Annotated in this window: 20 protein-coding genes; 8 read left to right on the plus strand and 12 right to left on the minus strand. The window is 71.7% G+C overall.

Annotated features, from left to right (window positions below; genetic code table 11):
• Positions 1 to 74: 74 nt before the first annotated feature.
• On the plus strand, positions 75 to 896 hold the full coding sequence (locus tag ACQKIP_RS03600) for an EI24 domain-containing protein (RefSeq protein WP_365852214.1): 822 nt from the start codon (positions 75 to 77) through the stop codon (positions 894 to 896).
• Here ACQKIP_RS03600 and ACQKIP_RS03605 read toward each other — a convergent pair.
• Together ACQKIP_RS03605 and ACQKIP_RS03610 are read right to left on the minus strand one after the other, a co-directional pair.
• Entirely contained in the window at positions 877 to 2,142 is a 1,266-nt protein-coding gene (locus ACQKIP_RS03605; protein WP_427742057.1) for a pyroglutamyl peptidase, read from the minus strand. The genes ACQKIP_RS03600 and ACQKIP_RS03605 overlap by 20 nt on opposite strands.
• Before the next feature lie 67 nt (positions 2,143 to 2,209).
• Positions 2,210 to 3,214 (minus strand): LysR family transcriptional regulator, encoded by a 1,005-nt coding sequence (locus tag ACQKIP_RS03610; protein WP_427742059.1) that lies wholly within the window; start codon positions 3,212 to 3,214, stop codon positions 2,210 to 2,212.
• Between the two features lie 49 nt (positions 3,215 to 3,263).
• Between ACQKIP_RS03610 and ACQKIP_RS03615 the strand changes: the two genes are divergently transcribed.
• Both ACQKIP_RS03615 and ACQKIP_RS03620 read left to right on the plus strand, forming a co-directional pair.
• The gene (locus ACQKIP_RS03615; RefSeq protein ID WP_365852219.1) at positions 3,264 to 4,076 is read left to right on the plus strand and encodes an NAD(P)-dependent oxidoreductase; all 813 of its coding nucleotides are present in this window, start codon (positions 3,264 to 3,266) and stop codon (positions 4,074 to 4,076) included.
• Positions 4,077 to 4,104: 28 nt separating this feature from the next.
• Positions 4,105 to 4,488 carry a RidA family protein gene (locus ACQKIP_RS03620; protein WP_365852221.1) on the plus strand — a complete coding sequence of 128 codons (384 nt, stop codon included), beginning with the start codon at positions 4,105 to 4,107 and terminating at the stop codon, positions 4,486 to 4,488.
• Here ACQKIP_RS03620 and ACQKIP_RS03625 read toward each other — a convergent pair whose 3' ends face one another.
• A complete protein-coding gene (locus ACQKIP_RS03625; RefSeq protein WP_365852223.1) occupies positions 4,489 to 5,094 on the minus strand; it encodes a TetR/AcrR family transcriptional regulator in 606 nt (201 codons plus the stop codon).
• Between the two features lie 158 nt (positions 5,095 to 5,252).
• On the opposite strand from ACQKIP_RS03625, the gene ACQKIP_RS03630 reads away from it, so the two are divergent.
• Complete coding sequence (locus ACQKIP_RS03630; protein WP_365852225.1) at positions 5,253 to 7,706, plus strand: beta-glucosidase family protein; 2,454 nt, start codon at positions 5,253 to 5,255, stop codon at positions 7,704 to 7,706.
• A gap of 57 nt (positions 7,707 to 7,763) precedes the next feature.
• Here ACQKIP_RS03630 and ACQKIP_RS03635 read toward each other — a convergent pair whose 3' ends face one another.
• Positions 7,764 to 8,753 carry an aldose epimerase family protein gene (locus ACQKIP_RS03635; protein WP_365852227.1) on the minus strand — a complete coding sequence of 330 codons (990 nt, stop codon included), beginning with the start codon at positions 8,751 to 8,753 and terminating at the stop codon, positions 7,764 to 7,766.
• Between the two features lie 44 nt (positions 8,754 to 8,797).
• A complete protein-coding gene (locus ACQKIP_RS03640; RefSeq protein WP_365852229.1) occupies positions 8,798 to 9,706 on the minus strand; it encodes an SGNH/GDSL hydrolase family protein in 909 nt (302 codons plus the stop codon).
• Positions 9,707 to 10,026: 320 nt separating this feature from the next.
• On the opposite strand from ACQKIP_RS03640, the gene ACQKIP_RS03645 reads away from it, so the two are divergent.
• Positions 10,027 to 10,521, plus strand: coding sequence for a DUF3145 domain-containing protein (locus ACQKIP_RS03645; RefSeq protein WP_365852231.1), 495 nt, complete (start codon positions 10,027 to 10,029; stop codon positions 10,519 to 10,521).
• An 87-nt stretch (positions 10,522 to 10,608) separates the two neighbouring features.
• Here the strand turns inward: ACQKIP_RS03645 and fabF are convergent, their stop codons facing one another.
• From fabF to fasR, 5 genes are all read right to left on the minus strand, one after another.
• Positions 10,609 to 11,871, minus strand: coding sequence for a beta-ketoacyl-ACP synthase II (gene fabF / locus ACQKIP_RS03650; protein WP_365852233.1), 1,263 nt, complete (start codon positions 11,869 to 11,871; stop codon positions 10,609 to 10,611).
• A 101-nt stretch (positions 11,872 to 11,972) separates the two neighbouring features.
• Positions 11,973 to 12,221: an acyl carrier protein gene (locus ACQKIP_RS03655; protein ID WP_055531551.1), complete on the minus strand. Its 249-nt coding sequence runs from the start codon at positions 12,219 to 12,221 to the stop codon at positions 11,973 to 11,975.
• Between the two features lie 98 nt (positions 12,222 to 12,319).
• Complete coding sequence (locus ACQKIP_RS03660) at positions 12,320 to 13,321, minus strand: ketoacyl-ACP synthase III (RefSeq protein WP_365852235.1); 1,002 nt, start codon at positions 13,319 to 13,321, stop codon at positions 12,320 to 12,322.
• Positions 13,322 to 13,338: 17 nt separating this feature from the next.
• Entirely contained in the window at positions 13,339 to 14,286 is a 948-nt protein-coding gene (locus ACQKIP_RS03665) for an ACP S-malonyltransferase (RefSeq protein WP_365852237.1), read from the minus strand.
• An 89-nt stretch (positions 14,287 to 14,375) separates the two neighbouring features.
• Positions 14,376 to 15,515: a fatty acid biosynthesis transcriptional regulator FasR gene (fasR, locus tag ACQKIP_RS03670; protein WP_361189739.1), complete on the minus strand. Its 1,140-nt coding sequence runs from the start codon at positions 15,513 to 15,515 to the stop codon at positions 14,376 to 14,378.
• A gap of 185 nt (positions 15,516 to 15,700) precedes the next feature.
• On the opposite strand from fasR, the gene ACQKIP_RS03675 reads away from it, so the two are divergent.
• Positions 15,701 to 16,369, plus strand: coding sequence for a pirin family protein (locus ACQKIP_RS03675; protein ID WP_365852240.1), 669 nt, complete (start codon positions 15,701 to 15,703; stop codon positions 16,367 to 16,369).
• 73 nt (positions 16,370 to 16,442) lie between these two features.
• Here the strand turns inward: ACQKIP_RS03675 and ACQKIP_RS03680 are convergent, their stop codons facing one another.
• Positions 16,443 to 17,258: a serine hydrolase domain-containing protein gene (locus ACQKIP_RS03680; protein ID WP_365852242.1), complete on the minus strand. Its 816-nt coding sequence runs from the start codon at positions 17,256 to 17,258 to the stop codon at positions 16,443 to 16,445.
• 19 nt (positions 17,259 to 17,277) lie between these two features.
• Entirely contained in the window at positions 17,278 to 17,766 is a 489-nt protein-coding gene (locus ACQKIP_RS03685) for a GNAT family N-acetyltransferase (protein WP_365852244.1), read from the minus strand.
• Positions 17,767 to 17,940: 174 nt separating this feature from the next.
• Here ACQKIP_RS03685 and ACQKIP_RS03690 point away from each other — a divergent pair, with 174 nt between their 5' ends.
• Together ACQKIP_RS03690 and ACQKIP_RS03695 are read left to right on the plus strand one after the other, a co-directional pair.
• Entirely contained in the window at positions 17,941 to 18,507 is a 567-nt protein-coding gene (locus ACQKIP_RS03690; RefSeq protein ID WP_427742071.1) for a MerR family transcriptional regulator, read from the plus strand.
• 218 nt (positions 18,508 to 18,725) lie between these two features.
• The gene (locus ACQKIP_RS03695) at positions 18,726 to 19,667 is read left to right on the plus strand and encodes an aldo/keto reductase (protein ID WP_365853400.1); all 942 of its coding nucleotides are present in this window, start codon (positions 18,726 to 18,728) and stop codon (positions 19,665 to 19,667) included.
• The last annotated feature ends 99 nt before the right edge of the window (positions 19,668 to 19,766 follow it).

A 19,766-nucleotide genomic window follows, 5' to 3' on the forward strand; every position in this document is an offset into this window, starting at 1 on the left:
GCGCAACAAGAGGGCCTTCGGCCCCACGCGTCCCGTGGACCGCGGGCCCGCGACCGGCGGATAGGCTGTGCCGCATGCGTGATCTGGGACGAGGCTTCGGCTACTTGATGAAGGGCCAGCGCTGGGTCGCCCAGCACGGCAAGCAGTACGGAGTCGGCCTGCTGCCCGGCTTGATCACCCTGCTCCTGTACGCGGCGGCGCTCGTGGCGCTCGCCCTGTGGGGCGCGGACTTCGTCGGCTGGGCGACGCCCTTCGCGGACGACTGGTCATCGCCCTGGGGCGGCCTGTTCCGAGGTTTCCTCACCGCGCTGCTCTTCGCGCTCGCCCTCCTCCTCTCGGTGATCACGTTCACGGCCGTCACGCTCCTGATCGGCCAGCCCTTCTACGAGTCGCTGTCCGAGAAGGTCGACATCTCCGTCGCCGGGTACGCCCCCGAGTCGGGCCTGCCGCTCTGGCGCGAGCTGTGGATCTCCGCGCGCGACAGTCTGCGCATCGTCGTACGGGCCGTGATCTGGGGCATCCTGCTCTTCGCCCTCGGCTTCATCCCGGTCGTCGGCCAGACCGTGGTGCCGGTGCTCGGCTTCATGGTGACCGGCTTCTTCCTGGTCGAGGAGCTCACCGCGGTGGCGTTGCAGCGCCGGAACGTCCAACTCCGCGAGCGGCTCACGCTGCTGCGCGGCCGCAAGATGCTGGCCTGGGGCTTCGGAACGCCGCTCGCCGTGGCCTTCCTCGTGCCGTTCGTCGCGGTGTTCCTGATGCCGGGCGCCGTCGCGGGAGCGACGCTGATGGCGCGGGAACTCGCGGGCGAGGACAGCGGGGACGACGACCCGCAGGGACCGGACGGTTCGTCCGGCCCCGGCGGCCAGGTGCCGTCCGCTACCGGCGGGCGTCCATAGCGGTCGTCAGGATCTTCCGCACCTGCGCGATGATGTCGAGGCGGTTCCGCACGAACTCCGGATCGGTGATCTTGCCCGTGGCCGGGTCCGTGTTGCCCGCCCCGAACTGAAGGATCGGCGTGTGCACATGGCCGCCGGGCAGGCGGTCGTGCAGGCCGAGGCGGTCACGGAGCAGCGTCGCGCGGTAGGCGATCTCGTTCGACAGGTAGTTGCCGCCGCCGCCCTCACGCGCCGTCGAACCGGCGGTGGGCCCGTCCGGGCGGACCACGGGAGCGCTCTGGCCCGCCGGGATCTCGGTCACCGACGTGTTGTCGTACACCGGGAAGCGGCCCGTCTGCGCGCCCACGATCTCCTTGTACGGGAGCGTCGTGGACGTCCACTGGGGCTGCGAGGCCGGATCGGCCACCGGGACCGTCTCCGTGCGCGAGAGGTTCTCGTTGTCGGGGAAGCCGCCCCGCCAGGCGCCGTTGGTGCGCTCGATGTCGAAGCGGCCCGCGCGGCCCTGGCTGATGGTCGTGAAGAGGTCGACGCGGGGGAGGTGGGCGCGCAGGGTGCGCTCGACCGTGCCCTCGGCGAAGTCGTCCCAGCGGACGGGGAAGACGGCGGTCTCCACGCGCGCGGGACCGTCGGCGGTCTCGATGACCGTGCCGTCGAGCGCGAGGGCGCTCGCCCCTGACGGGTTGCTGATGCGGACGTCCCGGTCGAGCGTGAAGGGATCGAAGCCGGTGACGAGGATGCGCTTGAGGCGGTGGCCCGCGGCATCCTTCTTCGGGTAGCTGATGGAGTCGTGCCCGCGGGACGCGTCCTCAAGGGCCCGTATGAGAAGCCTTTGGCGGGCCTCGCTCACCCCGAAGCGGGCGGGCTCCCACTGCCGCAGCTCACGCGTCATCCCGAGCCGCGCCCAGTACAGCGGCCGGTCGTCGTCCCGGCTCAGCTCACCGGCGGGGCCGCGGCCCTGCGCCCGGTCGACGGCACGCCGCCACAGCGCCTCTCCCTGCCGTACGACGACGCGCTTGGCCTCGCCGTACGAGTGGGCGCGCTCCAGGGCCCGCGCGAACTCCGGCGCCACGGTGTCGAATCCGCTGCTCCGCAGGATCTCCTGCGGCGCCGCACGGTCGAGGCGCTGCTCCTCGGTGGTGGCGGCGGGCGCGGTGGTCGCCGACGCGGGCGGCACGGCGGCGAGGGAGAGCAGGAGGGTGACACCGATCGCGGCGAGCCGCGGGGGGACGTTGGGCGAGAGTGACACGGGAGTCCTTCCGTGGCCGGTGGGGTGATCGCAGTATTCCGGCAGGAAGGCGGCGCCCGCTAGCGGTTCACCCCGGCATGATCCGCGAGGACCGCCTCGATCGGTCGGCGGCCCGCAGTGCCGCCAGGAACGGCTGCACCGCGGGCGGAGCCGCCCTGCCCCGCGCCGTCGCCGCGTACACGGCGCGCGGCGGTGCGTCCTCGTCGTGCACCGGGACCAGGGTGATGTCGGGGCGGACCGACTCGGCGGCGAGGGCGGGCACGAGCGTGACCCCGAGCCCGGCGGCCACATAGCCCTGCTTGGCGGTCCACTCGGCGACCACGTGAGCGACCCGGGGGCGGAAACCGTGCCGGTGCGCCTCCTCCAGGAGGGTTCCCTCGGCCTGCGCGCTGCCGGAGATCCAGTCCTCGTCGGCGAGTTGGTGCAGGCGTACGGAAGCGTGGTCCGCCAGGGGGTGCCCGGCCGGAACGGCGACGTACAGCGCCTCGTCCAGGAGGTGATGCAACTCGTACGCGTCTGTGCCGCCGCTGTCGGCGCTCAGCGCCCCGCCCGTCGACGAGACGATCGCGAGGTCGAGCTCACCGTCCCCGAGGCGGGCCAGCAGCCGGGGCGTCAGGCCCTCCTCGCGGGTCAGCGTCACGCCGGGATGCCGGGCGCGGAACGCCGCGATGGCCCGCGGCACGAGCGCCGCGTCCGCCGTCGCGAACGCCCCGAAGCGCAGTGTTCCGCCGGTCACGTCCCGCAGGGCCGTCAACTCCCGCTGCATGGCGTGCAGTCGGGCCATCGTCGCCTCGGCGTGCGGCAGGAGCGTACGGCCGTGCGCGGTCGGGCGTACGCCCCGCGGCAGCCGGTCGAAGAGCGGATCGCCGCCGAGCGCCGCTTCCAGCGAGGAGATCTGCCGCGAGACGGCGGACTGTGTCCAGCCGAGATCACGGGCGGCCACCGTGAAGGAGCCGTGCCGCGAGACGTCCAGGAACACGCGGAGCCAGACGGTGGAGAGGTCGGGCGGCGAGGCCTGCGCCGGGGTGGCGGGGGCCGCCCGTCCGGTATGCGAATTGGGCATGGCTCGCATGCTAGACCTTCGCTTGTCGCATCGCGCGGGCAGGCCTAGCGTCGGAGCCATGGAGAAGATCGCGTTTCTTGGACTCGGCCACATGGGTGCGCCGATGGCCCGCCGACTCCTTTCGGCAGGGCACCCGTTGACGGTCTGGAACCGGACGGCGGGGAAGGCCGCGCCGCTGGTGCGGGAGGGCGCCCGGCTCGCCGCCGGCCCCGCGGAGGCCGTGCGTGACGCCGATGTCGTCATCACGATGCTGACGGGCCCCGAAGCGGTGTGTGCCGTCGCCGACGCCGTCGTGCCCGGGTTGCGGCCGGGCGCCCGCTGGGCGGAGATGTCCACCGTCGGCCCCGACGTCGTACGGGAGTTGGCGGCGAGGCTGCCGGAGGGCGTGACCCTCGTCGACGCACCCGTCACGGGCAGCACCGACAAGGCGGCGGCGGGGCGGCTCGGCATTCTCGCGGGCGGCGACGCGGACGGCCTCGCGCATGTACTCGCCCGCTTCGGCGCGGTGACCCGCACCGGGCCGCTCGGCTCGGGGGCCGCGCTGAAGCTCGTCGTCAACACCGCCGTCATCGGGGGAGTGGCCCTGGTGGCCGAGGCGATGAAATTGGCGGACGCCCTCGGCCTCGACGAGGAGACCGCCAGGGGCGCACTCGCCGGAGGGCATCTCGGAGGCGCGGTGGGCCGTGCCTTCGCCACGGACGTGCACTTCGGCAGCGACCTCGCGGTGAAGGACGTGGTGCTCGCGACACGAGCCGCCCGCCTCCCGGCCATGGAGGCGGTCCTCGCCCACTACGAGGCGGCCGCCGCGGACCCGCGGATCGCCCACGAGGACATCGCACGGGCAGCCGCCCACATCCGGAACACCAAGTAGCCGCACCCCGAAAGGAGCACCCCGCCCCATGCGCGTCACCCTCGACAACCCCGCATCAGCGCCCCGGCCGCTCGGCCCCTACTCCCAGGTCGCCCGCGTCGAACTCGACGACGGGAGCGCCCTGTTGTACCTCTCGGGCCAGATCGCCGAAGGCGACGACACCGCCGCGCAGAGCCGCGGGATCTTCGAGACCCTGTCCGCCCTGCTCGCGGCGCACGGCGCGAGCCTCGACGACGTCATCAACATCCGTACGTTCATGACGGACCTCGGCGACCTGCCCGCCTACGCCGCCGTACGCGCGCGGTTCCTCACCGCGACCCCGCCCACCAGCACGACGGTCGAGGTGCCCCGGCTCTTCCGCCCCGAGGCGCTCATCGAGATCGACGTCGTGGCGGCCGTCCGGGCCGCCTGATCACTCGCTGCCGCCGTGCAGGAGGGCGAGGAAGTCCCTGAACGCCCCCGCCATGTCCACCGATCCGGGGTCCAGGAGCCACTGGTACTGGAGCCCGTCCATCACCGCGACGAGCAGCGGCGCCGCGGCCTGCGGAGTGAGCCCGCCGGGCAGCCGCTCCCCGTACTCCGCGCGCAGGACCGCCGCGAACTTCTCCCGCACCGATCCGTACCGCTCGGTGAAGTACTCCCGTGCCGGATGCCCGTCCGTGACGCTCTCGCCGAGCAGCGCGGAGAAGGTCTGGATGATGCCGGGGCGCATCGCGTTGTACTCGACGAGCGAGCCGAGCAGATCGAGGCGGATCTCGTTCGACGGGACCGCGTCCCACTGGTCGCGGGCCTCCAGGACGGCGACCAGGAGGGCGTCCTTCGTGGGGAAGTAGTGCAGCAGGCCCTGCTGGGTGAGCCCGACCCGCTCGGCGACGGCGCCCAGGCTCGCGCCGCGGTAGCCGCGCTCGGCGATCACCTCCAGGGCGGCCCGGAGGATCTCCGCACGCCGCTCCTCGCTCCTGGCCCTGGTGGTGGCCTTGGCCGTCGCCTTCGCCGTGGTCCTGGTCTTGGGAGCCATCGCGTCTGCCTCTTCACGTTCTCGGTCCTGCCCGCGGGACGACCGTACGCCATACCGATCAAAATATAACGTCCAGGTTACGAAATCTACCGGTCTACAGGTAGGCCAGGCAGGATGGAGGGCAGATACGGAACGGACTTCAACCAGGAGGTACCGCCATGGCGGGAACCCGGGGCCCCGGAGCCACGCAGGCCGACCAGGCGCGGGAGGCGGTCGTGGAGGCCGCGCTCGGCAAGCTGGACCTGGACGACAAGGCCCGGCTGCTCGGCGGGCGCGACATGTGGTCGCTGCACCCGCTGCCCGCCGTCGGCCTGGCGTCCCTCGTGATGTCGGACGGCCCGATCGGCGTGCGCGGCACCCGCTGGACCGCCGACGACCCGTCCATCGCGCTGCCGTCCCCGACCGCGCTCGCCGCCACCTGGGACCAGGACCTCGCCCGCCGCGCGGGGGCCCTGCTCGCCCAGGAGGCCCGCCGCAAGGGCGTCCACGTCCTCCTCGCGCCCACCGTCAATCTGCACCGCTCGCCCCGCGGCGGCCGGCACTTCGAGGCGTACAGCGAAGACCCGTATCTGACCGGCGTCATCGGCACCGGCTATGTCCGGGGCGTGCAGTCCGGCGGCGTCGGCACGACCGTCAAGCACTTCGTGGCGAACGACGCCGAGACCGACCGCTTCACCGTCGACAACAAGGTGGGGGCGCGCGCCCTGCGCGAGCTGTACCTCGCGCCCTTCGAAGCGATCGTCGCCAACGCCCACCCCTGGGGCATCATGACCGCGTACAACCAGGTCAACGGCGTGACGATGACCGAGCACCGCTACCTGGTCGACGAAGTCCTGCGCGGCGAATGGGGCTTCGACGGCTACAACGTCTCCGACTGGATGGCCGCCCGTTCGACCACCGGCGCCATCGAGGGCGGCCTCGACGTCGCCATGCCGGGACCGCGGACCGTCTACGGCGACGCGCTCGCGCAGGCGGTGCGCGGCGGGCAGGTCGAGGAGTCGACGGTCGACGACGCCGTGCGCAGGGTCCTGCGGCTCGCCGCGCGTGTCGGCATCCTCGAAGGCGCCGAGCCCGCGGTCACCGAGGCGCCCGCCGACATCGACGGCGAGGCGCTGGCCCGCGAGATCGCCCGCCGTGCCTTCGTCCTCGTACGCAACGAGAACGACGCGCTGCCGCTGAAGCCGACCGCCTCCGTCGCCCTCATCGGCGCCGCCGCGATCGACGCCCGGGTCCTGGGCGGCGGCTCCGCCACCGTCTTCCCCGCGCACGTGGTCTCCCCGCTCGACGGCCTCACGGCGGCGCTCGGCGAGGACCAGTTGACGTACGCGGTCGGCGCCGACCCCAGCGACGAACTGGCCCCCGCCGACAAGGGGTTCGAGCTGCGTGCCGTCTGCCGCGATGCGGACGGCAACGTCCTGGGCGAGGGCAGTCTCCCCTCCGGCCAGGTCCAGTGGATCGGAGACGACCTGCCCGAAGGCGTCACCCACGAGACGATGGCCTCCATCGAGGTCGTCGGCACGTTCACGCCGCGCGTGAGCGGCGAGCACTCCTTCGGCACCCGGGGCCTGGGCGCCTTCACGCTGAGCGTCGGCGGCGACGTCGTCTTCGACGGGTCCCAGGTGATGGGCCCCGAGTCCGACCCCTTCGAGGCGTTCTTCGGCTCACCGGTCGAGCGCGCCAAGGTGAGCCTGACGGAGGGCGAGACCGTCGAGGTCTCCCTGCTCCACCCGCTCGACAAGCAGTACGCGGCCCCGCTTCCCGGCGTCGTGTTCTCCTTCGTGCACCTGGAGCCGCGGCGCGACCCCGACGAGCTGATCGCCGAGGCCGTCCGGGCGGCCCGCGGCGCGGAAACGGCGGTCGTGGTCGTCGCCACCACCGAGCGCGTCGAGTCCGAGGGCTTCGACCGCAAGGACCTGCGGCTGCCCGGCCGCCAGGACGACCTCGTACGCGCGGTGGCCGCCGCCAACCCCCGTACGGTCGTGGTCGTCAACTCCGGCTCACCGGTGGAACTCCCGTGGCGCGACGACGTGGCGGCGGTGCTGCTGAGCTGGTTCCCGGGCCAGGAGGGCGGCGCCGCGCTCGCCGACGTGCTGCTCGGCGCCGGGGAGCCCGGCGGGCGGCTGCCCACCACCTGGGGCGCCCTCGCGGACGCGCCGGTCACCGAGGTCACCCCCGCCGACGGTGAGCTCGCTTACACCGAGGGTGTGTTCATCGGCTACCGCGCCTGGGAGAAGGCGGGCGCCACTCCCGCCTACCCCTTCGGCCACGGCCTCGGCTACACCGACTGGACGTACGAATCCCTCGACGTGCAGGGCACGACGGCCACGGTCCGCGTGCGCAACTCCGGCAGCCGCCCGGGCCGCGAGGTCGTCCAGGTCTACCTCGCCCCTGCCGCGGACGACGGCCACCGCCCGGCCCGCTGGCTCGCCGGCTTCGCGGGCGTCGAGGCAGGGCCCGGCGAGAGCGCGGAGGTCCGGATCGAACTCCCGCGCCGGGCCTTCGAGACGTGGGACGAGGACAGCGACTCCTGGGCCTACCAAGGCGGTTCGTACGAGGTCCAGGCGGGCCGCTCGCTCACCGACCGCAGGCTGAGCGAGACGATCGCCGTCTGAGGCGGGGCGACCGCCGTCTGACGCGGGCCGATCGCCGTCTGACGCGGGCCGATCGCCCTATCGGACCGAGAAGCCGTACACCGTCTCCGAGCGGTACACCTCACCCGGCCGCAGCACCGTCTGCGGAAACTGCGGCCGGTTGGGGGAGTCGGGGAAGTGCTGCGTCTCCAGGGCGACCCCGTCGCCCGGCGCGAACGGCAGCGGCTTCGCGAAGTGGTCCGCCGTGTAGAGCTGAAGGCCCGGCTCCGTCGTCGCGACGCTCAGCACACGCCCGGACGCCGGGTCGCTCAGCTCCGCCACCTCGACCGGCCGCGCGGTGACGCCCTTGTCCAGGACGTAGTTGTGGTCGATGCCGTCACCGACCTTCCGGGCCGCCCGGAAGTCGAAGCGCGTCCCCTCGACGTCCTCCAGCACCCCGGTGGGGATCTGCGTCCCGTCCGTCGGCGTGATGCGCGCCGCGTCGATCCGCAACTCGTGACCCCCGGCGCCGCTCCCGCTGCGGGCGCCGGCGAGATTCCAGTACGAGTGGTTGGTGAGGTTCACGACGGTCGGGGCGTCCGTCGTCGCCTCGTAGGCGATCCGCAGCGCGCCCGTCCCGTCCAGGGTGTACGTCGTCGACACCGCGAGCCGTCCGGGATACCCCTCCTCGCCGTCCGGGCTCACCCGTGTGAGCCGCACCCCGTGCTCGACCTCCGCGGCCTCCCACACCCGCTTGTCGAAGCCGGCGGTGCCGCCGTGCAGCGCGTTGGGGTCGTTGTTCCGCGCCAGGCGGTACGTCCGCCCGTCCAGCGTGAACTCGCCGCCCGCGATCCGGTTCGCGTACCGGCCCACCAGCGCCCCGAAGTACGGCCCGGGGTGATCGAGATAGCCCTGGAGATCGTCGAAGCCGAGGGCCACCGTCTCGCGCCGTCCCGCCCGGTCGGGAACTTCCGCCGACTGGATGATCCCGCCGTACGTCAGGACGCGTACCCGCACCCCGCCCCTTTCCAGGGTCCAGCGATGGACGGAGGTGCCGTCGGGGAGCGTCCCGAAGAGTTCACTGCGCATGATCGTGACCCTACGCCGGGCCGCGGCGCCCGCGGCCTCCGGTATCAACTCTCGGGATCCTTGGCCTTCACCTGCCGGTAGGCCAGTTCGGCTAGGCGCGACTGGCCGTTCTTGCTGGGGTGGAACCAGTCCCAGTGGCTCAACTGGTCGCCGTCGAAGCGGTAGTCGAAGACGGCACCGCCGTCGTACCGGCAGCGCAGATCCTTCGCGCACACATCCTTGAGCACCTTGTTGTACGCGATCACCCGGTCCTGCACGGACTCCCGCCGCTGCGTCGCCGCCGCGTCCCGCGCGTCCGGGTCCGCCAGCATCGAGGAACAGATGCCCAGCTTCCAGATCTGCTTGCCAAGGGGATTGGTGCGCCCCTGCGACCAGAGCCGCATCAGATCCGGCACCGAGCTGACATACACCTGGGTCTTGGGCAGCTCGCGCCGCAGCGTGCGCATCGCCTTCTCGAAGTCGGCGCGGAACTCGGTGACCGGGGTCATGGAAGCCGCCGAGGGGCGGCAGGCGTCGTTCGCGCCCGCCATCACCGTGAGCAGTTCGGGGCGGTTGGCCACCGCCTGCTCCACCTGGCCGGGGAGATCCGCCATGCGCGCGCCGGTCTTGGCGTGGTTCCAGCTGTGGTCGGCGGCCCGCTCCTTGCCGAGCAGGCGCGTCGCGAGGCTGCGCACCTCGGAGTCCGTGCCGGTCGCCCAGGACGCCTCGGGGCAGTCGGCGAGCACCGCGCAGGCGTCGAAGCCGCGGGTGATGGAGTCGCCGACGGCGGCCAGGGAGTCCGGGCTCGCGTCCCAGGTCGGGGTGGGCTTGGGAGAGGGCTTCTGTGCCGATGGTCCCCTGGGCGCGGGGGAGTCGCCGCCGGAGGCGTCGCACGCGGTGAGCGCGCCGGCGCCGAGAAGAACCGCCGTGGCCATGGCGACGGCGGCACGCGGGCGGTGGCTTCGGTTCCGCATCCTCGGGTCCCCTCTGTTGCCGTAGGCCGTCCGCTCTGTCGCCGTGGGCCGTCCGCTTGCCGTAGGCCGACCGCACCGTTTCGGCGCACCTGCGAGTGAATGGTGAGAATCCTGGCCTTGGGACCGACGGTACGTCACACTCCTTGCCCCGCCGCACGGTAGCCTCGCCACCCAGTGGCACCCAGCCTTTTCGGTTCCGCTAAATTACATCACGTCACATCTGTCCCGTTTCGGGAGTTTCCCGGATTCGGGGCCGCAACGCTCGGCACGGGCGCGAGGCCGCTGGGGAAGGCGAACCTCGACCCACACTGGAGGTCCCGGTGACGACACGTGGAGTCCTGTACGTGCACTCCGCACCGCGCGCGCTGTGTCCGCACGTCGAATGGGCCGTCGCGGGCGTCCTCGGCGCGCGCGTCAACCTCGACTGGATCAGACAGCCGGCGGCGCCCGGCAGCTGGAGATCGGAGTTCTCCTGGCGCGGCCCGGTGGGCACCGCCTCCAAACTCGCCTCCGCCCTGCGCGGCTGGCAGCTGCTGCGCTTCGAGGTCACCTCCGAGCCGTGTCCCACGGCCGAGGGCGAGCGGTACAGCGCCACGCCCGAGCTCGGGATCTTCCACGCGGTCACCGGCATCCACGGCGACATCCTGATCCCGGAGGACCGGCTGCGCGCCGCCCTGGCCCGCTCCAAGGGCGGCGAGAGCGATCTGGAGGACGAGCTCGCCAAGCTGCTCGGCAAGCCCTGGGACGACGAGCTGGAGCCCTTCCGGTACGCGGGAGAGGGCGCCCCGGTGCGCTGGCTCCACCAGGTCGTCTGACGGGCACAAGACCCGCACGGCGAAGGGCCCCCACCAGACGGTGGGGGCCCTTCGTCACGTACAGCCGGTTGGCTTGCGGCCGGTCGCTCAGACGGAGCGGAACGCGAGGACCACGTTGTGGCCGCCGAAGCCGAACGAGTCGTTCAGGGCCGCGATCCTGCCCTCGGGCAGCGGGCGGGCCTCGTCGCGGATGACGTCCGCGTCGACCTCGGGGTCGAGGTTCTCGATGTTGATCGTCGGCGGGGCGATGCGGTGCTTCAGCGCGAGGACCGTGGCCACGGTCTCCACGCCGCCCGCGCCGCCGAGCAGGTGGCCGGTCATCGACTTCGTGCTGGCGATCGCCATGTGGTCGACGTCGTCGCCGAAGGCCTTGCGCAGCGCCTTGATCTCGGCGACGTCACCCTGCGGCGTCGAGGTCGCGTGCGCGTTGACGTGCACGATCTCGGCGGGCTTGAGGTCCGTGCCGTCGATGAGGTTCTGCAGCGCCGCCGCGATGCCGTTGCCGGAGGGCTCGGGCTGCGTGATGTGGTGGGCGTCGGCCGAGATGCCCTGGCCGACGGCCTCCGCGTAGATCTTCGCGCCGCGGGCCTTGGCGTGCTCCTCGGACTCCAGGATGATCACGCCCGCGCCCTCGCCGAGCACGAAGCCGTTGCGGTCGACGTCGTAGGGGCGCGAGGCGCCCTCGGGGTCGTCGTTGTTCTTGGACATCGCCATCATGTTGCCGAACGCGACGATCGGCAGCGGGTGGATCGCCGCCTCCGTGCCGCCCGCGACGACGACGTCGGCGCGGCCGGTGCGGATCATCTCGATCGCGTAGCCGATGGCTTCCGCGCCCGACGCGCAGGCCGAGACGGGGGTGTGCACACCCGCGTGGGCGCCCAGCTCGATGCCGACGTTGGCCGACGGGGAGTTGGGCATCAGCATCGGCACGGTGTGCGGGGAGACGCGGCGTACGCCCTTCTCCTTGAGCACGTCGTACTGGTCGAGCAGGGTGGTCACGCCGCCGATGCCGGAGGCGATGACCGCGCCGAGGCGGTGCGGGTCGACGGAGGTGTCCTCGCCGGCCTTCGCGGTGTAGCCCGCGTCGGCCCAGGCCTCCTTGGCCGCGATCAGCGCGAACTGCGCCGAACGGTCCAGCTTGCGGGCCTGCGGGCGGGGAATGACCTCGCCCGGCTCGACCGCGATCTGGCCCGCGATGCGGACCGGCAGCTCGGCCGCCCAGTCCTGCTCGAGAAGACGGACACCGGAACGGCCCGCGAGCAGACCCTCCCAGGTCGAGGCTGCGTCGCCACCCAGCGGTGTGGTTGCGCCGATACCGGTGACGACCACGGTGCGATTGGTCGGGTTCACAGGAAATTTCTCCACGGTGTTGAGGGGATCAGCGGCGCCACCGCCGGGTGGCGACAGCAGTACAGCCTTGTCAGGCCTGTTGCTTCAGCAGTGCGGCCTGATCAGGCCTGGTGCTCGAGGATGTACTTGGTCGCGTCGCCGACCGTCTTGAGGTTCTTGACGTCGTCGTCGGGGATCTTGACGTCGAAGCGCTCTTCGGCGGCGACGACGACCTCGACCATGGACAGCGAGTCGACGTCCAGGTCGTCGGTGAAGGACTTGTCCAGCTGGACGTCCTCGACCGGGATGCCGGCGATCTCGTTCACGATCTCGGCGAGACCGGCGACGATCTCTTCCTGAGTGGCGGCCATGTTGGCGCTCCTTCTATGTATCCAGAGGGTGTGGCGCCCGCCGCGGCAGCGGCAGGTTGGTTTACAGCCGTACGGACCGAATGATCCGGACGTGATGCCTAGGGGAGGGTAACGACCGTAGCGGCGTACACGAGACCCGCCCCGAAGCCGATGACGAGCGCAGTGTCGCCGCTCTTCGCCTCGCCGGTCGCCAGGAGCCGCTCCATCGCGAGCGGAATCGAGGCTGCCGACGTGTTGCCGGTGGTGCGCACGTCACGGGCGACCGTGACATGAGCCGGCAGTTTGAGAGTCTTCACCATCGAGTCGATGATCCGCTCGTTGGCCTGGTGCGGAATGAAGACATCCAGGTCGTCCGCGCTGATTCCGGCCGCGTCCAGCGCCTGCTGTGCGACCTTCGCCATCTCGAACACGGCCCAGCGGAAGACCGCCTGGCCCTCCTGCGTGATCGCAGGGAACTTTTCGGGGGAGCCCGCGCGGTACTCCTCCCAGGAGATCGTCTGCTTGATCGTCTCGGACTTGTCGCCCTCCGAGCCCCAGACCGTCGGGCCGATCCTCGGCTCCTTGGAGGGGCCGACGATCACGGCACCGGCGCCGTCACCGAACAGGAACGCCGTCGCGCGGTCGCTCAGGTCGGTGAGGTCGCTGAGCCGCTCCACGCCGATGACCAGCACGTACTCGGCGGAGCCGTCGGTGACCATGCCCCTGGCGAGGGTCAGGCCGTAGCCGAATCCGGCGCAGCCCGCGGAGATGTCGAACGCGGCGGGCTTGCCCGCGCCGATCTTGTCCGCGATCTCGGTGGCGATGGCCGGGGTCTGCTTGAAGTGCGAGACGGTCGAGACGATGACCGCGCCGATCTGCTCCGGAGCGATGCCCGCGTCGGCGATCGCCTTGCCGGACGCCTCCACGGACATCGCCGCCACGGTCTCCTCGTCGGAGGCCCAGTGCCGGGTCGCGATGCCGGAGCGGGAGCGGATCCACTCGTCGGACGAGTCGATCGTCTCGAGGATCACCTCGTTGGGCACGACACGAGTCGGGCGGTAGCCGCCGACACCCATGATGCGCGCGTACGGGGCGCCCTTACTGGGCTTGATCTTCGACATGCTCTCCTGGCTCCTTCTCAGGCACCCGCCGCGTCGGCGGCGGATGCGGTGTCGGCGATGAGCTCACGAGCGGCGTCGAGGTCGTCGGGTGTCTTGAGTGCCACCGTCCGTACGCCGGGCAGGGCGCGCTTGGCGAGACCGGTCAGCGTGCCGCCGGGGCACAGCTCGATCATCGCCGTGGCGCCGAGGTCCTTGAACGTATCCATGCACAGGTCCCAGCGCACCGGGTTGGCCACCTGGCCCACCAGGCGGGACACGACCTCCGCACCGCTCGTGACGGCCCGGCCGTCACGGTTGGAGACGTACGTCAGCTGCGGGTCGGCCGGGTCCAGGGACTTGGCGGCCTCCTCCAGCGTGGTGACCGCGGGAGCCATGTGGTGCGTGTGGAACGCGCCCGCCACCTTCAACGGTACGACGCGGCGCACGCCTTCGGGCTTGTCCTGCGCGAGCGCGGCGATCTGCTCCGCCGTGCCCGCGGCGACGATCTGACCCGCGCCGTTCACGTTCGCCGGCGTCAGGCCGAGCTTCTCCAGGTGCGGGACGGTGACCTCGGGGTCGCCGCCGAGCAGCGCCGCCATGCCGGTCTCCGTGACCGCTGCGGCGTCGGCCATGGCCAGGCCGCGCGTACGGACGAGGGAGAGCGCGGCGTCGTCGCCGATCACACCCGCGTACGCGGCGGCGGTGATCTCGCCGACGCTGTGTCCCGCGACCGCGCCGGGCTTGTTCGCGGCGAGGGCGTCACCCAGTGCCGCGGCGGACAGCAGACCGGCGGCCACAAGGAGGGGCTGGGCCACGGCGGTGTCACGGATGGCGTCCGCGTCGGCCTGCGTGCCGTAGTGGGCAAGGTCGAGCCCGATGGCGTCCGACCAGGCGGCGATGCGGTCTGCGGCGCCGGGAAGGTCGAGCCAGGGGGTCAGGAAGCCGGGCGTCTGGGCGCCTTGGCCGGGAGCGACGAGTACGAGCACTCTCACACTCTCTCTTGTGGACGGTGGGAGCCGCCCGTGGGGACAGGGACGAAGAACCGCTGGGGGAATTGTAGAGGCCCGACAAAATCCTATGGTTGGAGATCCCCGTCGGCCAGACGCCCCAGGATCAGCGCGATCCGCAGAGTGAATGCCGAGCGCACATCGGAGGGTGACCAACCGGTGACGTCTGTCACACGTCGCAGCCGGTAGCGCACGGTGTTCGGGTGCACGAAGAGCATCCGCGCGGCACCTTCGAGGCTGCTGGCCTGCTCCAGGTAGACGCTGAGCGTCTCCAGGAGCGCGGAGCCCGCTTCCTCCAGTGGTCTGTAGATCTCCTCCACCAACTGCTCGCGCGCGGCGGGATCGCTCGCGATCGCGCGCTCCGGCAGGAGATCGTCCGCCAGGACGGGACGCGGGGCGTCCTGCCAGGCGGCGCAGGCCTTGAGCCCGGCGGCCGCCGCCTGCGCCGAGCGGGTGGCGGCGAGCAGGTCGGGAACGATGGGGCCGGCCACGACGGGCCCGGCCGCGTACGGGCCGATCAGGCCCTTGGCGACCTGCAGCGGATTGTCGCTGCCGCCCGCGATGACGACCAGACGGTCGCCGAGCACCCCGGTCAGGACCTGGAGCTTTGCGTGCCGTGCGGCGCGGCGGATGGCCTCGACGGTGAGCTCGCTGTCGCCGTCCGGAGCGGTGCCGAGGACGACACAGACGTGCTCGGGGGAGTTCCAGCCGAGCGCGGCGGCCCTGCTCACCGCCCCTTCGTCGGCCTCTCCGGAGAGCACGGCGTTCACGACGAGCGATTCGAGGCGGGCGTCCCAGGCACCGCGTGCCTCGGCGGCCTGCGCGTAGACCTGCGCGGTGGCGAAGGCGATCTCGCGGGCGTACACGAGCAGTGCCTCGCGCAGGACGGACTCGTCGCCGGGGGCCGCGACCTCGTCGATCGCCGACTCCATCACCTCGATCGTCGTACGCACCATCTCCACGGTCTGGCGCAGGGTGATCGCCCTGGTCAGCTCGCGCGGGGCGGTGCCGAAGACGTCGGTCGAGATGGCCTGGGGGGCGTCCGGGTGACGGAACCACTCGGTGAAGGCGGCGATGCCGGCCTGCGCCACCAGGCCGATCCAGGAGCGGTTCTCCGGGGGCATCGCCCGGTACCAGGACAGCGTCTCGTCCATGCGCGCGATGGCCTGCGCCGCGAGGCTGCCGGATGACTGCTCGAGGCGCTTCAGCGTGGCTGAGTGCGCGTGAGCCTTCCGGTGCGCGTCCTGGCGGGCGGCTTCCTCGTGGCGCGCGGCTTCCTCGTGGGCTGCCTGATGAGCGTCCTGGCGGGCTTCGTTCGCAGAGGGTTCGGGCACGGGGACAAGACTGCCTTATCGGGACGGGGGTGTGCGGTGCCGGGTCTAACGTGGGGTGTGTGATTGATGTACGGCGCTCAGGCGACCGGTACCGCGGCGGGGAGCCCGGCGCCGGTATCGAGTCCTTCCACGCCTTCTCCTTCGGGCCGCACTACGACCCGGACAACGTCCGCTTCGGCGCGGTCCTGGCCTGCAACGAAGAGCGTCTGGCGCCCGGCGCGGGCTTCGACGAACACCCGCACAGCCACACCGAGATCGTGACGTGGGTGACGGAGGGCGAGCTGACCCACCGCGACTCGGCCGGGCACGAGTCGGTCGTGCGGCCGGGGGACGTCCAGCATCTGAGCGCGGCGGGCGGTGTCCGCCATGTGGAACGCAATGACGGGGAGGGCCCCCTGGTCTTCGTCCAGATGTGGCTGTCCCCTCTCTCGCCGGGCGGCGAGCCGTCCTACGAGGTGGTCCACGGCATCGCGGACTCCACCCCGTACGCGGTCCCGGCGGCGGGCGCGCTCCTCCACGTCCGCAGACTCGGCGCGGGCGAACGCACCGCGATCCCGGACGCCCCCTTCGCGTACGTCCACGTCGTCCGGGGCGAAGTCGACCTGGGCGGCGAGACGTTGCTGTCCGGCGACGCGGCGCGCATCACGGGGTCCGAGGGCCTGGAGGCGGTGTCGTCGCCGGGGAGCGGTGGCGCGGAGCTGCTGGTGTGGGAGATGGCGGGGGGCTGAGCTGCGGCACCTCGCGCCCGTCGGGTCGGCGCGAGGGAACGGAACCCGCGCCGGGCCCGCCCGGGGGACAGGCCTACAGCTCGGCAAGGACCGCGTCGGTGAACGGCGGCCACGCCTCGACGGCCCACGGCCCGAACGCCCGGTCCGCCAGAGCGACACACGCCGCCCCCGCATCGGGATCGACCCAGAGGAACGTCCCCGCCTGCCCGAAGTGCCCGAACGTCCGGGGCGAGGACGAACTCCCCGTCCAGTGCGGCGACTTGGAGTCCCGGATCTCGAACCCGAGCCCCCAGTCGTTGGGACTCTGATGCCCGTAACCGGGAAGCACGCCCTTCAGCCCCGGATGTACCACGGACATCGCCTCGGCCACCGTCTGCGGATCGAGCAACCGCGGCGCCTGCACCTCGGCGGCGAACTTCACCAGGTCGTCGACGGTGGACACCCCGTCCTTGGCGGGCGACGCATCCCCGTCGAGCGAGGTGGCCCCCATCCCCAGCGGTTCGAGCACGGCCTGCCGCAGATACTCCCCGAAGGGAATGTCCGTCGCCTTGGCGATGTGATCCCCGAGGACCTCGAACCCCGCGTTCGAGTACAGCCGCCGGGTCCCGGCGGGCGCCGTCACCCGGTGCTCGTCGAACGCGAGCCCACTGGTGTGCGCCAGCAGATGCCGCACCGTCGACCCCTCGGGCCCGGCGGGTTCGTCGAGCTCGACGGCACCCTCTTCGTACGCCACGAGCACCGCGTACGCCGCCAGCGGTTTGGTGACCGAAGCGAGCGCGAAACGGTGCCCGGTGGGTCCGTGCGCCCCGAGCACCGTTCCGTCCGCGCGAACGACGGCGGCGGCAGCGGTGGGGACCGGCCAGTTCTCGATCAACGCCAGGCTCTGCATGTGTACGAGACTAAGCGGCCTACAGGCTCAGCCGCATCGAGGGGTCGGGCTTGCGGACAAAGCCCAGCGAGGCATACAGCGGCTCCGCCTCCGCCGACGCGTTGAGATCCACGCTTCCCGCCCCCCGCTCCCGGAACCAGTCGAGAAGCACCTCCATGCAGGCCCGCGCGTGCCCCCGCCGCCGGTGATCCGGATCAGTGGCGACGCTGAACACATGACCGATGAGCCCCCGCGGATTACCGGCCCGCCCGATGCGGTAATCCAGCGTCCCCACCACCAGCGCCGCCAGCTTCCCCGGCCTGCCGGGCTGGTCGACGACGAAGGCGGCGAAGTCGCCCTCCGGATCGGCCAGCTTGTCCCGCACCACGCAGAGGGACTCGGCATGCCACCCGGTGTCGGATTCGGCGGCCCCGGCGGGGCGGGTGGCGAAGATCGAGTCGATCATCACCTGCCGCAGCCTCATCAGTTCCTCGGCATCCTCTGGCGTGGCACGACGTACAGCACTCATGATCGGCACCGTAACCACGACCCGCGGCGGCGTCCCCCGATTTTCCGAGGATTTGTTTCCGTCACATATTTCCTCCCGGTTCTGCTTGCTTGGAGCGCACTCCAAGGTTCTAGCGTGGTGGTCATGACGGTGATGGAGACCGAGACCACCCGCACACAGGGCCCCGCGCGTGGCGTGACCAAGACGCCCCCCGGTTCCGCCGAGCCCACGGACAGCACCGCAGGCCCCGGCACTGGCACAAGCCCCGGCCCTGGTACTGGCACGGGCCCCGGTACCGGCGCAGCCACGGAGGCCGGCGCCGAAGCCGCCACCAAGGCGGACAGCTGCGCCTCGGCACCCTCCGCGCACCCCCGCCCCAACGGGCAGGACCGCTACACGATCAGCGAGGTCGTCGCCTTCATCGGCCTGACCGCACACACCCTGCGCTGGTACGAGCGAATCGGCCTGATGCCGCACATCGACCGCTCCCACACGGGCCAGCGCCGCTACCGCAACCGCGACCTCGACTGGCTCACTTTCGTCGGCAAGCTCCGCCTGACCGGCATGCCGGTGGCGGACATGGTCCGTTACGCCGAGTTGGTGCGCGAGGGCGACCACACCTTCACCGAGCGCCAGGAACTCCTCGAGCAGACCCGCCGCGACGTCCGCACCCGCATCACGGAGCTCCAGGACACGCTCGCCGTCCTCGACTACAAGATCAACTTTTACGCTGACGCCCGCCCGGCGTCGGAGAGGCTCTGAAACTGATGACCGCCAAGACGCCCGACACCCCCGACACCTCCGAGACGGCTACGACGACCGGCTCGACCAGCACCACCGGCTCGACCAGCACCACCGGAATGACAGGCACCGGTGGGACGGCCGGTACCACCGGGTCCGCGGGCCAGAGCCCCGACCCGATCGCGAAGGTGCAGCTCGGGACAGGCGGTCCCGAAGTCGGCGTCCAGGGACTCGGCTGCATGGGCATGAGCTTTGCCTACGGTCCCACCGACGCGCAGGAGGCCCGAGCGACCTTGGAGCGCGCCCTCGAACTGGGCGTCACCTTCTATGACACCGCCGACGCCTACGCCGCCGGCGAGAACGAGAAGTTCCTCGCCCCCTTCCTCAAGGCCCACCGCGACGAGGTGGTCATCGCCACCAAGTTCGCCCTGTCCATCGACCCGAACGACTCGACCAAGCGGATCATCAACAACGACCCCTCCTACATCCGCGCCTGCATCGACGCCAGCCTCCAGCGCCTCGGCGTGGACACCATCGACCTCTACTACATGCACCGCCGCAACCCGCAGGTGCCCATCGAGGAAACCGTCGGCGTCATGGCCGAACTGGTCGCCGCGGGCAAGGTCAAGCACCTCGGCCTCAGCGAGGTCACCGGCCCCGAACTCCGCGCCGCCCACGCCGTCCATCCCATCGCCGCCCTCCAGTCGGAGTGGTCGCTCTTCAGCCGTGACATCGAGCAGGGCGTGGTCCCTGTCGCCGCTGATCTCGGCGTCGCTCTCGTCCCCTACTCTCCGCTCGGCCGCGGCTTCCTCACCGGCTCGTTCGTCAGCGCCGAAAAGGAACTCGGCGCGGACGACTTCCGCCGCCAGCAGCCCCGCTTCACCGGCGACAACGCCGCCGCCAACGCGGCCCTCCTCGAACCCGTCCGCACCGTCGCCGCCGCCCACGGCGCGAGCCCCGGCCAGGTCGCTCTCGCCTGGGTCCAGCAGCAGGCCCGGGCCCATGACCTGGCCGTCGTCCCGATCCCCGGCACCCGCAAGCGCACCCGCGTCGAGGAGAACACCGCGGCCACCCGCCTCGAACTCACCTCCTCCGAACTCGCCCTCCTCGACCCCATCGCCTCGCGGGTCGCGGGCGACCGCTACGCCGACATGACCTTCACCTCGGCCGGCGGCGAGTAGCGGACCCCGGGCCCCTCCGCCGGGTGGGAACCGTGCCGCAACGGCCCCACCCGGCGAGGCATTCGGCGAAGCATCCGGCGAGCCACCCGGACTCCGGGC

The sequence above is a fragment of the Streptomyces sp. NPDC059900 genome, assembly GCF_050270335.1.
Taxonomy (GTDB): Bacteria; Actinomycetota; Actinomycetes; order Streptomycetales; family Streptomycetaceae; genus Streptomyces.

Bases quoted from the DNA above. Each gene is read 5' to 3' on its own strand.
- ACQKIP_RS03600 (WP_365852214.1), top strand. From the start codon at position 75: ATGCGTGATCTGGGACGAGGCTTCGGCTACTTGATGAAGGGCCAGCGC.
- ACQKIP_RS03610 (WP_427742059.1), bottom strand. From the start codon at position 3,214: ATGCGAGCCATGCCCAATTCGCATACCGGACGGGCGGCCCCCGCCACC.
- ACQKIP_RS03615 (WP_365852219.1), top strand. From the start codon at position 3,264: ATGGAGAAGATCGCGTTTCTTGGACTCGGCCACATGGGTGCGCCGATG.
- ACQKIP_RS03620 (WP_365852221.1), top strand. From the start codon at position 4,105: ATGCGCGTCACCCTCGACAACCCCGCATCAGCGCCCCGGCCGCTCGGC.
- ACQKIP_RS03625 (WP_365852223.1), bottom strand. From the start codon at position 5,094: ATGGCTCCCAAGACCAGGACCACGGCGAAGGCGACGGCCAAGGCCACC.
- ACQKIP_RS03630 (WP_365852225.1), top strand. From the start codon at position 5,253: ATGGCGGGAACCCGGGGCCCCGGAGCCACGCAGGCCGACCAGGCGCGG.
- ACQKIP_RS03635 (WP_365852227.1), bottom strand. From the start codon at position 8,753: ATGCGCAGTGAACTCTTCGGGACGCTCCCCGACGGCACCTCCGTCCAT.
- ACQKIP_RS03640 (WP_365852229.1), bottom strand. From the start codon at position 9,706: ATGCGGAACCGAAGCCACCGCCCGCGTGCCGCCGTCGCCATGGCCACG.
- ACQKIP_RS03655 (WP_055531551.1), bottom strand. From the start codon at position 12,221: ATGGCCGCCACTCAGGAAGAGATCGTCGCCGGTCTCGCCGAGATCGTG.
- ACQKIP_RS03660 (WP_365852235.1), bottom strand. From the start codon at position 13,321: ATGTCGAAGATCAAGCCCAGTAAGGGCGCCCCGTACGCGCGCATCATG.
- ACQKIP_RS03680 (WP_365852242.1), bottom strand. From the start codon at position 17,258: ATGCAGAGCCTGGCGTTGATCGAGAACTGGCCGGTCCCCACCGCTGCC.
- ACQKIP_RS03685 (WP_365852244.1), bottom strand. From the start codon at position 17,766: ATGAGTGCTGTACGTCGTGCCACGCCAGAGGATGCCGAGGAACTGATG.
- ACQKIP_RS03695 (WP_365853400.1), top strand. From the start codon at position 18,726: ATGGGCATGAGCTTTGCCTACGGTCCCACCGACGCGCAGGAGGCCCGA.